General features: G+C 67.5%; 12 protein-coding genes. All 12 read right to left on the reverse strand.

What is annotated here, in order from left to right:
- Nucleotides 1–6: 6 nt before the first annotated feature.
- Nucleotides 7–1,236, reverse strand: coding sequence for a cytochrome P450 (locus tag OG804_RS10295; RefSeq protein WP_328396298.1), 1,230 nt, complete (start codon nt 1,234–1,236; stop codon nt 7–9).
- 360 nt (nt 1,237–1,596) lie between these two features.
- A complete protein-coding gene (locus OG804_RS10300; RefSeq protein ID WP_328396300.1) occupies nt 1,597–2,592 on the reverse strand; it encodes a PaaX family transcriptional regulator in 996 nt (331 codons plus the stop codon).
- 55 nt (nt 2,593–2,647) lie between these two features.
- Nucleotides 2,648–3,883 (reverse strand): MFS transporter, encoded by a 1,236-nt coding sequence (locus tag OG804_RS10305; protein WP_328396302.1) that lies wholly within the window; start codon nt 3,881–3,883, stop codon nt 2,648–2,650.
- A 6-nt stretch (nt 3,884–3,889) separates the two neighbouring features.
- Complete coding sequence (locus tag OG804_RS10310; protein WP_328396304.1) at nt 3,890–5,149, reverse strand: 2-hydroxyacyl-CoA dehydratase family protein; 1,260 nt, start codon at nt 5,147–5,149, stop codon at nt 3,890–3,892.
- Entirely contained in the window at nt 5,146–6,285 is a 1,140-nt protein-coding gene (locus OG804_RS10315) for a 2-hydroxyacyl-CoA dehydratase family protein (RefSeq protein ID WP_328398300.1), read from the reverse strand. The genes OG804_RS10310 and OG804_RS10315 overlap by 4 nt, the downstream gene beginning before the upstream one ends.
- Nucleotides 6,285–7,526, reverse strand: a complete 1,242-nt coding sequence (locus OG804_RS10320) for a CaiB/BaiF CoA transferase family protein (protein ID WP_328396306.1) — start codon at nt 7,524–7,526, stop codon at nt 6,285–6,287. Before OG804_RS10320 ends, OG804_RS10315 begins: the two co-directional genes overlap by 1 nt.
- Nucleotides 7,523–8,677, reverse strand: a complete 1,155-nt coding sequence (locus OG804_RS10325) for a CapA family protein (protein ID WP_328396308.1) — start codon at nt 8,675–8,677, stop codon at nt 7,523–7,525. Before OG804_RS10325 ends, OG804_RS10320 begins: the two co-directional genes overlap by 4 nt.
- Nucleotides 8,674–9,495: an amino acid ABC transporter ATP-binding protein gene (locus OG804_RS10330; protein ID WP_328396310.1), complete on the reverse strand. Its 822-nt coding sequence runs from the start codon at nt 9,493–9,495 to the stop codon at nt 8,674–8,676. Before OG804_RS10330 ends, OG804_RS10325 begins: the two co-directional genes overlap by 4 nt.
- Complete coding sequence (locus tag OG804_RS10335; RefSeq protein WP_328396312.1) at nt 9,492–10,427, reverse strand: amino acid ABC transporter permease; 936 nt, start codon at nt 10,425–10,427, stop codon at nt 9,492–9,494. The genes OG804_RS10330 and OG804_RS10335 overlap by 4 nt, the downstream gene beginning before the upstream one ends.
- A gap of 43 nt (nt 10,428–10,470) precedes the next feature.
- Nucleotides 10,471–11,388 carry a transporter substrate-binding domain-containing protein gene (locus OG804_RS10340; RefSeq protein WP_328396315.1) on the reverse strand — a complete coding sequence of 306 codons (918 nt, stop codon included), beginning with the start codon at nt 11,386–11,388 and terminating at the stop codon, nt 10,471–10,473.
- 129 nt (nt 11,389–11,517) lie between these two features.
- Nucleotides 11,518–12,360, reverse strand: coding sequence for a PaaX family transcriptional regulator (locus tag OG804_RS10345; RefSeq protein ID WP_328396317.1), 843 nt, complete (start codon nt 12,358–12,360; stop codon nt 11,518–11,520).
- A 101-nt stretch (nt 12,361–12,461) separates the two neighbouring features.
- Nucleotides 12,462–13,367, reverse strand: coding sequence for a PaaX family transcriptional regulator (locus OG804_RS10350; RefSeq protein WP_328396319.1), 906 nt, complete (start codon nt 13,365–13,367; stop codon nt 12,462–12,464).
- Nucleotides 13,368–13,414: the final 47 nt, after the last annotated feature.

Consider the following 13,414-nt stretch of genomic DNA (forward strand, 5'->3'; position numbering starts at 1 on the left):
TGCTCGTCAGGCGCGAACGAAATCCAGCGGCACCGAGCGAGTTCCCCACTCTGCCCAGATCGCCATCTCGGGCGAGCCCGCCAGCGTGAAGGACTTGCTGCGGGCCAGCGCCTCCTCGAGCGTCACTCGCATCATGAAACGGGCCAGCGGGGCGCCCGGACAACTGTGCGTCCCCCGTCCGAACGAGATGTGGCGGCCGATATTGGGCCGATCGAGGATGAAGGTCTCACCGTCCGGGAAAATACGTTCGTCACGGTTGGCCGAGGTGTAGAGCAGAGCGACGGGGTCGTCCTTGCGAATGAGCTGACCGCCGAGCACGACGTCTTCGCGTGCGGTGCGTGCCATCCCACGGTACGGCGAGTAGAGCCGCAAGAACTCTTCGACGGCAGCCGGGATGAGCACCGGCTCGGCCCGCAGCCGGGACTGCAGATCCGGGTCCTTGCTGAGGTGGACGAACATATTGCCGATGAACACACTCGGCGCGACCATACCGGTGACGATGAGTTGCCGGACGCAGCCCAGGACCATGGCCTCCGGCAGCGGTTCACCCTCGTACACGGCGTCGAGCAGGGCCGCGGTGAGGTCGTCGGCGGGGTCGCGCGGATGAGCCCTGCGGTCGTCGATCACCGACTGCGCGATCTCGTACAACCGTTTGCTCAACCTGATGACCACCTCGTGGTCGAGAACCTGAATGGCGTCGACGTAGGCCCCGCTGACCTCCTTGATCAGTTGGGAGGTCTCGACCGAGAGGTTGAAGAAGTGAGCGAACACGTGCGCCGGGAACTTGTGGGCGTATTCCCGGCACACATCGGCCCAGCCGCGGTCGATGAGCGGGTCGAGGAGTTCGACCGATGCGGCGCGGACCTTCGGCGCGATCGCGCGCATCTTCGGCGGGGTGAAGAAGCTGTTGATGACCCGGCGATACGCCATATGGTCGGGTGGATCGAGATGCAGCGGCGGCCGGACGCCGGTGAACGCGAATTTGGGAATCGCGTTCTGGCGGGAGGTCGTGAAGTGCTCGATATCGGTGATGGCTGCCAGGACCTCGTCGTAGCCGAGCAGCGCCCAGAACCCGCCGTACTCCTGACTGCGCGCGATCGGGCATTTCTGCCGTAACTCGTGGAACTCCTCGTGCGCGCTGGTGAAGGTCTCGCCCGGGCGCACCGGATCGAAATCGTGCTCGGCCCGGCGGGCGTCGACCGCCGCGAGGTCGACATCGAACCGAGGATGCTTCATATCTCTCCTACCGTGCTGCGAGGGGCGATCGGCGGCGTTGCCGGATCAGGCCACGCGGGAGCGGGTCGCGTCGCTCGCGTAAGCGAGGATCAGCGACCCCGAATCACCGGCGATCCGCTGCTTTCCGGCCCGCCTGGGCGATACACCGGACGGGCTGCTGGTTTTCCCGCGTCCACGGCATCGCGATGCGTGCGCCGCCGAGCGATGCGGACCGAGCCGAGGCCTTCGGCCACTCGCTCAATAGGTTACAGTTCAATGCCCGCTGAGACAATGCAATGTTGCCTATTATTTCGATCCGGGCAGCTTCCCGCGCCCCATCGCGTCGACAGGCAGGCGTGGCCCGCCGACCTCGCGCGCCCCCTATCTCCAGCGGTTGTCCGGATCGCCCTGCCCCAACGGGCCGGCCCAGCCGTTGCGGTCCTGCCGGCGCCACCGCTCATCGGTAACCGGCTCGCCCCGCCGGATATCGTCGCTCGTCCGATGTGCCGCGAACCCGGCCAGCTCGGGAGCGTGCTGTCCGAGGAGTTCGCTGAATCGCCGCTCGGCCGGGGCGCCCAGACCGTCGTAGACCTGCACGAAACAGGCCCGGGCCGCCGGCATCGGCCAGTCCCGCGGCAGTATCGCCGCGGGCAGCTCCGGGTCGGCACCGGGGAACTGACGCCATTCGGTCATGATCTTGGTGCGGGTGACCAGCGCTTCGGCCGGATCCACCGCGCCCGCCAGGACCCGTTCCCGTAGTGGCTCATAACGTTCGAGGAACCCGTCGTACAGCATCCGCAATTCGCTCAGGTCCCACGCCTGCAGCGGGTGCCCGCCCACGGGGAGTTCCGGCGCGAGTTCCGCACGACCGACGGTGGCGGCCCCGACATCCAGCTCCGCCAGAACCTCCAGCACCTGCGCTCCGAGATCCCAGGGCGTGACCCACACGCCGTCGTAGAGCGGAGCGAGCCCCAGCCACCGCAGCTTGGTCCGGAGGGTGCGACGGTCCTCCCGGTGTTCTTCCGGCAGCGAGAACATCACCAGGGTCCAACGGCCGTCCCACACTCGGTCCCCGGCGCCGAACCGCATCAGGCGGGTGAGATGGCGGACGATCAGCTCATGGCCCATCCGGGGCACACCGTAGGAGGTCGTCCGTCCGTTCTTCGCCGCCACCACCAGCCCGCGCGCGGCCGATCGCCGGATCGCTGCCCGGGCCGCCGGTTCGGCGAGCCCGAACTCGCCCAGCAACTCGACCAGAGCCGCCGACGGGATGTGCTCGGTACGCCAGAACCAGTAGTCGCCCAGCAAGGTGGCCAGCAGGCGCTGGCTGTGTTGCTGCCCGCCGGCGGGCACGTCCTCGTTCGCGAGCGCGGTCATCTGGCCAGTCTAGGAACAAATGGCACGGGCGCACCGCCGACCGACGTAGATCCCATCAGTCGGCCCGGGCTGCATGCGGTTCCGCCGCCGTGGGGGTGCGCGAACGAGGCGGGCGCGCACCACGGTCGAGCACCGCGCCGCACACCAGGCAGGTCAGCGTCCCCAGGACCATGGCGAGACGAGCGGACGCGCCGTCGACGATCGTCCCCGCGACGACCGCGCCGATCGGCGCGACGCCGACGCTGGTCATCGTCAGCAGAGCCGCGGACCGGCCGAGCAAGTGCGGCGGACCGATCGTCTGGACCGTGCTGTTCAGCGAACTCTGGAACGCGCCCAGCCCCACCCCGATCAGCGGGGAAACAGCCAGGTAGAAAATAATATTCGGGGACGCCGCGGCGCACCCCAGGGCAATGCCGAGCACCGCGGTGGCGATCGCGGTGGTCCGCAGGCGCGTGCTGGGCGCCATCGAGATCACCAGGCCCCCTATCACAGCCCCGACGGCGTTGAGGGCGTGCGCGGCGCCGAGCTGCGCGGGGCCGCCGCCGAGGGTCAACGTCACCATGGCCGTCACGACCACCATGAAGTTCATCGCCAGCACCGTCACCGCGATATTGGCCGCGAACAGTCGACGCAGATTCTTCTCGGCGAGAAGCGATCGCACGGAACCCTCCACGCCCCTGCTACGGCGAACGCGCCGGTGTTCGAAAGATTTCGAGCTCATCAGGCACAGGGCGACGATCGCGAAGCTGTAGCTGCCGGCATTGATCGCGAAGCATGCCGCCGGACCGACTGTCGCATAGGCGATCCCCGCCAGACCGGGGCCGATCGAGCGGGCCGCCGACATCGCCACGGTGTTCAGGGATACCGCCGCGCCGAGTTCCTGCGCGCCGACGAGCTCGAACAGGAACGCCTGGCCGACTGTACGTTCGAAGGCCTGGACGACCCCGCCGACCGCGACGATCCCGAGCAGTACAGGCAACCGTCCGCCGTCGGTACCGGCCGCGAAAGCCAGCGCCGACGCGCACAGGGCGGACAGTGCGGCCGTTGCGAGCAGGACCGGGCGCGCCCGGAACCGGTCGGCGACCGCACCGGCCGGCCCGGACAACAGCAGGATCGGCGCGAACTGACAGACGGTCACCAGCGACAGTGCCCGAGCGCTTTCGGTCGTCTCGACGATCCACAGGCTCAGCGCCAGGTTCTGGAACCACACGCCGGTGTTGGAGGTGATCTGACCGGTGAAGTAGAGGACGAAATTACGTCTGCGCAGCGGCCGCGGGAAAAGGGAGGGCATGAGCTGTCAGGCCGTGACCCGCCGTTCCAGGAAGTCCCTGATCGAACGCTCCACCACGGCCGCGGTGTCTCCGCGCGAGTCGGCGTTGCTGGCATTGATCTCGAGTACCGGAATACCCGCCTGCTCCAGCGCCGCCGTGGTGAAGGTCCCGCCGGGGACATCGTCGGCGACCAGGTGCACGACGCCGTCGATACCGTGGGCGAGGGCCTCTTTGACGTACCACTGGGACGACCAGGGCGGCGTGTAGAGCTGATCGGTGAAACCCGTGAATCGGGCCGCGAGGGTGCGCATCGGATCCGCGCCGTATCGCAGGTATCCGTCGGCGGCGATCGCCAGGTACATCGACCACACGAACACCGCCCCGTAGTCGTCCTGGAACCGTTTGTACAGGTCGAGGTCGAACCACAATCCGCGCCCGATCCACATCAACCGCACCCGCTCGCCGGGGCAGATCGTTCGTCCCGCGCGCACTGCCTGCTCCACTTCCCGGTACAGCGCGCGGGCCGCGTCCCGGGCCCACTCGCTGCCGCGATGCCACTGCGGGATCATCACGGCGGGAATACTGTCGTTGATCGATACCGGTGTGGGTCGTGACGCGGCGATCAGGTCCCGGGTGCGCCGGTTCCATTCGGCCTGCTCGTTGACCAGATCCATCACTGCCGCCAGCCGGCCGATATCGAACGACCGGCCCGTCCGTTCGGTGAGGAACTCGACCAGTTGCCAGTTCTCACTCGTCATCAAGTCGAGGCGATCGGTTGCGTAGGCCTGCTCCCAGTGGTGCGGAACGATGTCCCACCAGTTGTCGGGCGCGGTGGTCGCCGAGGAGCGCTCGAAGGCGAAGAATTCGGTATCGGGATGTCGCGCCCACAGGTCGAATACCTTCCGGGTCGCGTCCCCGCTGCATTCGGCGATCACGAAATCCGGACGCGGCAATCCGCCCCAGGGCGCCCGATCCTCGGGCAGATCCATCGACCCCAGTCCGATCGCGTCGTACTGATACGAGTCGTCCGGATAACCCTGTGCGGAAATACTTTCCAGACTCTGCGGGCCCAGGCGCTTGGCGGCCACGACGGACGCCCACCATTGGTTGACCACATAGGGAATGCCCATCGCCCGCAATATTTCCTGCGGCGCGTCCGCGTTGACCAACGCCAGCGGGGCGCCGGCGGCCACCTCGGCGCGCATCCGGGCGAACCACGTCTTCTGGTATGCGGTCGCCGCTGTCGCCGCGGCGAGCCGGCCCGTCGGTGCCTGCGCTGCGCTCATCGTGTCGCTGTCTCATTCTCTTCGGCGGCCGGCCGCGCGAGGACGGCGGCCAGTTCCGCGCGCGGCCAGGTGTAGGTCGCCCCGGTCAGTTTCTCGGTCCGCACCCGGCCGTCCAGTTCCCGGACCAGCGCCGGATAGTCCCAACCCGGGGCGGGGTCGTTGCGGCGGACGAGCGACAGCACCACATCGGCGCGGGCACGCCGCGCGCACGCCGCGGTGTAGCGCGCACGCTCGCTCAGTCCCGAAGTCTGGGCCATCGCCCCGGCGTACAGGCGATGTGACGCGATCGCGGCGTGCGCGGCATCGAGGTCGGGGATGTCCTCGAGCTCGGTCCAGAAGTCCACGAACGGATCTCCCCAGCTGTGGTCCTCCCCCACCACCTGGCAACCCATCGACTCGAGGGCGACGTAGTCCCCGTCGTGGTCGTGGGTGCTTCCGGTCAGGAACACTCGCAGCCGGTTCGTCATCGGCTCGGGATCGGCCAGCACCGAATCGATCAGCGCCACCGCCTCTTCGGGCGGCGCGGTCTGACTCAACGCGTACAGTCGCAGGGCTGTCGCGCCCGAGACCGTCGGATCCGCCGCGCACCGCCGCTCACGAAGCTGCCGTAGCGAATGCGCGAGCAGTGTCCGCGCCGCACCCGCGGTGCGCAGACTCTCGATTGTGTAGGGGCGGCCGGTCCACTGCGCGACAGTCGCGCCGAATTTCGCCAGCCGGCTCCTGTTGTATCGCTCGGTCGAGTCCCGCCGGAGGTGCTGGATATCCACCAGATGGATCGGCGGTAGATCGCGGCCCTGCGCCGCCAGCGCACGCAGGACATAGAACAGTCGCAGCGAAGCCTGGCTGTCGCGGGATATCACCAGTCCGCGGAGGAAATCGAAGTCTCCGGCGAGAATCTGCTCGAGGATCGAATGCGCCGCGGCGTCGACCGCACCGCCGAGCAGACCCACCGCCGTAGCGTCGGCGGGCCGGTCGACGGCCGAGAGCCGATAGGCGCGCGCTCCGCAGGATTCGATGATCTCGAGCGGAACGTCCCCACCGACAACGCCGATCACCGGACCGTCGGAGGTCGTGCGTTGCGATTCGAGTCGGCTCGCGTAGCGCTGCCGCACCCGTTCGGAGACAGCCTGTTCCATCACAGCACGTGGCTCTCGACCAACCCGGCGATGCGGTCCTCGTCGTAACCGAGCAGGTCGGTGAGCACCCGTGCGGTGTGCTCACCGAGAGCGGGGGCCGGGCGGTCGAGACTCGTATCGCTGTCGGACATGGTGATGGGCAGACCGCTACCGAACAACTCGACCACCGTGCCGTACGTGGGGTGCGCGAGCGGAACGACATCGCCGCGGCCCACCACCAGCGGGTCACGCACGGCGTCGCGGGGCGCGCGGACTTCGGCGCAGGGCGCGCCGTGGCCTTCGAGGTCGGCGATCACCTTCGCGAGCGGTTTGTCCGCGGCCCACCGGCCGATCATCGCGTGCAGTTCGGCGGCGTTGTGGACACGCCCGTCCCGCTGGGCGAACCTGGGGTCGGCGACGAGATCGGGCCGGCCGATCGCGGTCAGGACGCCGTGGGCGAATCCGTCGGTCGGCGCGCAGATCGCGAAATACCCGTCTTCGGCCTCGAAGGTGCCGAAGGGGGCCAACCGGGGCACCAGTGCGCCGGTGCGGGTGGGCAGTCCGATCATCTCGAAGGCGTCGAACGGCTCGGCGGCGACCATCGAGGTCAGCGCGCCGAGCATGGACACATCGACGTGCTGACCACGGCCGGTGCTCTCGGCTTGCAGGACCGCCGAGAGGGTGCCGATAACGGCGAACAGCGGAGCGACCAGGTCGCCGACCGGCAACCCGAACCGGACAGGAGGATCTCCCGGGCTACCGGCCGTCATCATGACACCGCTCAGCGCCTGGATGATGGTGTCCATGGCCTTGCCCGTACCGGGGCCGCCCTGGGCGCCGAAGCCACTGATCGAGGTGTAGACGAGCCGTGGATTGACCGCGGCGACCGCGGCGTGATCGATGCCGAGCCGCTGGGTGACTCCCGCGCTGTAGTTCTCGACCACGATATCGGCCGCGGCGGCGAGGTCCAGGAAGACCTGCTTGCCGCGCGGGTCTTTCAAATCGAGCGTGATCGATTCCTTGTTCCTGCCCCGCGAGAGCATCGATACCGACATATCTTCGGCGCTGGTGCGGTGCACGGACAGACCGTCGCGGGTGACATAGGGCGAATTGTTCCGGGCGGCGTCGCCGCCGCGCTCCGGATTCTCGATCTTGATCACCCGCGCACCGAGCCCGGCGAGCAGCAGCGTCGCATAGGGACCGGCGAGAGCGGTGGTCAGGTCGAGCACGACCTTTCCGTCGAGTGGTCGCTGGGACATCATCGAATCCTTTGCTGTGCTGCGGGAGCCGTGACGGCGACGATGTCGCCCTGCCACCGGAACTCGGTGTCGAAACCGGCGGCCCGCGAGATCTTCTCGATATAGGCCACCACCCCCGCGGCCCGCGGGTCATCGGCGGTGAGCGGTATCGGGCGCGCGTCGTCGTCGATCCAGCAGGGGACGAAACCGGCCGTGTTCAGGCCATCCTCATCGAATGTGCATATCGCGACCGCGGTGTTGCGGCTTTCGGGGTGGAACGGGTAGGACGGCATGGCCGGATCCGGGACGAAACCGAACATCCGCTGCCGGCGATCGGCCCATGCGCGGCGCTCGGCGGAATCGCCGCCGGTCGGGCTCAGCGCGTGGGTGACGGTGACGAAATTGCCCAGCCCGTGGAAGATCGGCTTGCCGTGGTAGATCTCGATGCCACGCATGATGTGCGCGTGATGCCCGATCACCATATCGGCGCCCGCGTCGATCGCGGCCCGGGAGACCGGCGATTCGTAGTCGGCCAGCAGGGCTGGAGTGTGCCCGATTCCCTTGTGCAGGGCGACCGCTACGACATCGACCCGATCACGCAGCGCGCGGATGTCTTCTGTCATGCGGGCGAGGCTGTCCGGCGCGGCGAAGGTGTAGACGGTGGGTGGGCCGCCGGGCGTGGCACTGTCGAGTTCGTAGTGGGTCAGCACCTTCACATATGCGGCTCCGGCCTTCTGCGATGCCGCCCAGGACTCGCGCGGTCCGACACAGTTGTAGCTGAGTACGCCGACGCGAAGGCCGGCCGCGTCGAGTACGGCGGGCTCGCGGGCGTCGGCGAGATTCGCCCCGCCGCCTGCGGTCGCCAGCCCCGCCGCCCGCGAATGCGCGATGGTATCGCGGACGCCCTCGGTCCCGACGTCGTAGAAATGATTGCCGGCCAGGGTGACAATGTCGAAGCCGGCGGCCGCGACTTCCGCCAGTGCCGCCGGGTCGGCGGGCGGTGCGGGCACATCGGTGCTCGCCTGGACGGTGCTGGTCGAATGCGGAACCTCGATATGCCCTACCGCGACATCGGCCGCGTGGAAGAGATGCGCGCTCGGCGCGAAGTAGAACTCGGGCCGCGGTTCGTCGAGGACCAGGTCGCCGACGGCGGCGATCGTGCAGATCTGTTTCACGATGTCTCCTCCACGAGTTCACGGTCGCGCAGCGCCTGCTGCGACTGGGTGAATCGGGTGAGGAACTTCTGCAGCCGCTCGGTCTGCGGCCGTTCGAAGAATTCGGCGGCGGTGTTCTGCTCGACGATCCTGCCCCGGTCCATGAAGACGCACCAGTCGGCGACCTGCCGGGCGAATTCCATCTCGTGGGTGACCACGATCATCGTCAGACCGGTCCGGGCGAGATCCTTGATCACCGCCAGCACCTCGTCGACCAGTTCGGGGTCGAGCGCGCTGGTCGGTTCGTCGAACAGCAGCACGCGGGGCCGGGTGGCGACGGCGCGTGCGATGGCCACCCGCTGTTGTTGCCCACCGGAGAGCTGTCGTGGGTATGCCTGCGCCTTATCGGGCAGTCCTACCTTTTCCAGCAGCGATTCAGCATGCGCCCGAGCAGCGTCACGTGACATTCCGTGAACGGCGACCGCGGCCTCGGTGATATTGCGCAACACGGTCCAATGCGGAAAGAGGTTGAACTGCTGGAAGACCATCCCCATCCGCCGCCGCTGGCGGGCCACTTGTTCATCGGTCAGCGGGCGCAGAGCGCCGTGCCGGTGGGCGAATCCCAGCAGTTCGTCGTCGAGATGAACGGCACCGCCGTCGATCTCCTCCAACTGGTGGATGCAGCGGACGAGTGTCGACTTCCCGGAGCCGGACGGCCCCAGGATCACCACCACCTGGCCCTCGGCGACATCCAGGTCCACTCCGTCGAGGGCGGTGGTTCCATGAAAGGTCTTCCGCAGCTTCGATACCCGCACCACGGTCTTCGGCCGGTCGTTCATCGTGAGATCACTCCTCGGGTGAGTGCGGTGCGCCAGGTGGATCGTTTCGGGCTCTCCGCGCGCCGCAGGCCCGTGCCGTACCGGCGCTCGAGCCGGCGTTGCACGGCCGTCAGCAGGGAGACGACGACCAGGTACCAGACACAGGCGACGATGAGCAGTGGCACCACCTGGTAGGTGCGGTTGTAGATCAGTTGGACCGAGAACAGCAGATCGGTCATCGCGATCACCGAGACCAGAGATGTCCCCTTGAGCAGCGAGATGAACTGGTTTCCGGTGGGCGGCACGATGACCCGCATGGCCTGCGGCAGGATGACGCGGGAGAACGTCCGCCATTTCGTGAAACCCATCGCGAGAGCCGCATCGCGCTGTCCGGTGTCCACGGCGCCCAATCCCGAGCGGATGATCTCCGACATATAGGCGGCCTCGTGCAGGCTGAGACCGATCAATGCCGCGGTGAGCGGGCTGATGAGCTCGGTCGAGGACCACGATACGAAGGTCGCGCCGAAGGGGATGCCGAGGGAGATCTCCGGCAGCAGATAGGCGAGATTGAACCAGAAGATCAGCTGCACCAGCGGCGGAATACCGCGGAAGAGGCCGACATAGAGCCGACACACCATCCGGACCGGCAGAAAATCGCTGGATTGCCCGGCAGCCAGCCCGACTCCGAGCAGTGAGCCGACCGCCATCCCGACGACGGTGATGAACACCGACATGGCCAGGCCCTTCAGGACCGACGGATAGAACAGATACCCCCACACGATGTCCCACTGGAAACGGTCGTTGGTGAGCACGAAGGAGACCAGCTGCGCAGCGAATACCAGGAGGACGACCGATACCATCCAGCGCAGCGGCCGCAGGCGGGGGCGAGCGCGGGAGACATCGGTGTCATGGGGTGCGTGCCGGAGGGTCCGGGCGGGCAGAACGGTGGTCATCGGTTTCTTCGCTCCTCGGTCGCAGGTGAATACCGCGGCGCGGTCAGTCAGCCGGGGTGGGGTTGAGAACGGGAGCGGGAACGGCGATATCCTCGAGTTGCCACTTCTTCACCAATTCGGCGTACTGGCCGCCGTCGAACAGCAGTGTGAACGCCTCGTAGAAAACCGGCGCGAGCTGATTTGCCTTGGGCGACAGCAGCACCAGTTGATCGGCGAGGGCGCCCTGCTCTTCGGTCTGGGCGACGGCCCGCCACGTATTCGGTTGCGTGGCAGCGGTATCGATCGCCCCACTTTGAGTGAGGGCGGCCGAATCCGCGCGACCCGACTGCACCGCCAGCAGGGTGGAATTGGTATCGGCGAGACCGACGAACTCGACGGGCCGCTCGCCCCGATCCACACACCAGGCCGCCAGTTTGCGGACCTGCTCCTCGGTAATGGACCCGACCACCCCGGCGGATCGAGTGCCGCAGAGCTGGTCGGTGTTCTGCGCCGATATCCCGCCGGTCAGCGGGATCAGGTAGGAGGTGCGACTGGTCAGCCATTGCACACCGTCGAACTGGGTGAGCCGCTCCGGCGTCGCCTTCACCGGACCGTTGAACGCGTCGTACCGTCCCGACAGCATTCCCGAGAGCATGGCGGGCAGCCCACTGGTGATCTCGGTGCGGATCGGGATGCCGAGTACGCCCGAAAGCGCCTGCTGGAGGTCGGGATCCATACCGGTGACCGTCTTGCCGTCCGGGCCCACGGTGCGGTACGGCGGATGTGAGTCACCGGCGAAGACGATCTCCCCCTTGTCCTTGATCGCCTGCGGAAGCCGGTCGTAGAGCACACCGGCGTTGTCGCCCGGCCCCGAGAGCTGTTGGCTGTCGACGCCTTTCTGGTCGATCGATGTACATCCGGTCAGCGCCAGAGCGGTGAGCGCGACAGCGGCAAACAGGGCTCTGGAACGTTCGAGCCTCATTGTGGTCCCTCGCTTGTGCGTCGGAGAGCCTCGAGACCCGCGGTCCCTGAAGCCCGAAAGTGATGCGTGCAACAGGGCCGAAGTTAGTCTAATTGATTGTGGCCGTCAAGAAAGTGACTAAAGTTGAGTTCATTCCTCGCCGAGCGGACGCAGCTCGAGACGCTCGGCCGCCTCCCGCCGAGCCGGGGGATCCAGCCGGTCGTGCAGATCGCGGAACAGTCGCTGCGCGGGCACGGCGGGCCAGTCCGCGGGCAGATGTTCCAACGGCAGCCGCGGATCCTGCCGGATGACCTCCAGCCAGTCGGTGACCAGCAGCAGCTGGGTCGCCAACGGACCGACCGACCGCTTCTCATCGGCACCGGACCAGCGATCGAGGAACTGCGCATACCGGTCGGCGATGCCGGCGATATCCCATGCGTCGCGCAGCATGGCCGATACGTCCATCCCGGAATCGGCGCGGCCGTGGAACACACGTACCCGGTCGGCGCCCGCCACCCCCTCGAGGATTTCCCCGACGTCCCGGGTGGTGCACGAGATCCACAGCCCGCCCTGCAACAACCCGAATCCCGCCCATTGCAGGCGAACTCGCAAGTCGTGGCGCTGCTTCTGCCACGAATCGGGGAAACTGAAACTCAGCAGCGTCCAGCTGCCGTCCCAGTTGTCCTCCGTCGCGCCGGTGCGCCAGATCCGGGCGTGCCCGTCCTGCAGGATCGCCTGCGCCCGCGGTGTCAGACCGACGTAGGCGTTCCGACCGAACCGATGCCTGGTCAACAGGTTGCGTTTCACCATCCGGTTCAGAGCCGAGCGGGTCGCGTGCTCACCGACGCCGAGCGAGGCGAAGACGTCGAGCACTCCCGACGTGCCCAGGACCACGTCGCGACCGAGCACATACCGCCCGAGGACCGTGAGCAACAGACCCTGCGGCTTCACCGCGGTACCGGAATCCTCATGCACTTCCATTGCGTTCGTCACAAAGGTGACGATACTGGACCCGAGTCGGAGGAGTAGCGGACACACTGCTCACCGGTGGCTGTCACGCACCGAGTTCATGCACCGGCGCATCGAGCGAGCGATCACCCGATCGCCGATTCGGCGAACAGGTGATGGTCGGCCAAGGCGGCCAGCCCGGGATCGAATTGCGCGACGATCTCGCGGAAGCGGAGCTCGGCACGGGCTCCCAGACTGTTGTACACATCGACGACCAAAGCCCGCGCCGCGGCTCGCGGCCAGTCCGACGGCAGCAGTTCGGCTGGGAGGTTCGGGTCCAACGTCGGAAACACCCGCCAGTCGGTCACGATCTCGGTCCGCAGCCGCAGCGCCTGCGCCGGCGACACCGTCGACACCGCCATCGCCTGCCAGCACGGGAGATAGGCGGTGAGAAATCCGCGGTATCCGGCGTCGAGCACATCCAGCTCGAAGGAGCCGGGAACGACGTCTTCGATGAGCCCGCGTGACAACTCTTCACCGCGCAGCACCGTCACACTCGCGAGCCCCAGCGAGTCCGCCAGGGCGAGCACAGCGTCGCTCCTGTTGTGCGGCGAGAACCACACCGCGTCGAAAAGCGTCCCGAATTGGAGTCGGCGCAACCCGTCCCGCAGTGCGCGGCGCGCATCTCGATCCCCCTCCGGCACCGAGAACGCGACCACAGTCCACTTGCCGTCCCATTCCGGCGCCCGCGCACCGAAGGCGAACAACCGGCGCATATGCCCGACGATCACCTCCTGGCCGTGCGGCGGGAGTCCATAGGCCGTGGCGCGCCCGTGCCGCGACGTCGCGAGCAGACCCCGCTCCGCGACACGGCGTACCGCGGCTCGCGCGGACGGCGCGGTGATCCCGAACTCCTCCAGCAGCCGCACCAGCGCACCGGAGGGCAGGTGTTCGGCGCGGTGGAACCAGTAGTCGCCGAGCAGGGTCGTCAACAGGCGCTGCGGTTGCGCACCCTGTTGCGCACGAGGCAGAACACGCACGGACTCGACCACTCTGGGACTCCTCCCGATCTTCGATCAGGTCGCAATGGACGGCACCA

Origin of the sequence: Nocardia sp. NBC_00416, from assembly GCF_036032445.1 — a bacterium.
Taxonomy (GTDB): domain Bacteria; phylum Actinomycetota; class Actinomycetes; order Mycobacteriales; family Mycobacteriaceae; genus Nocardia.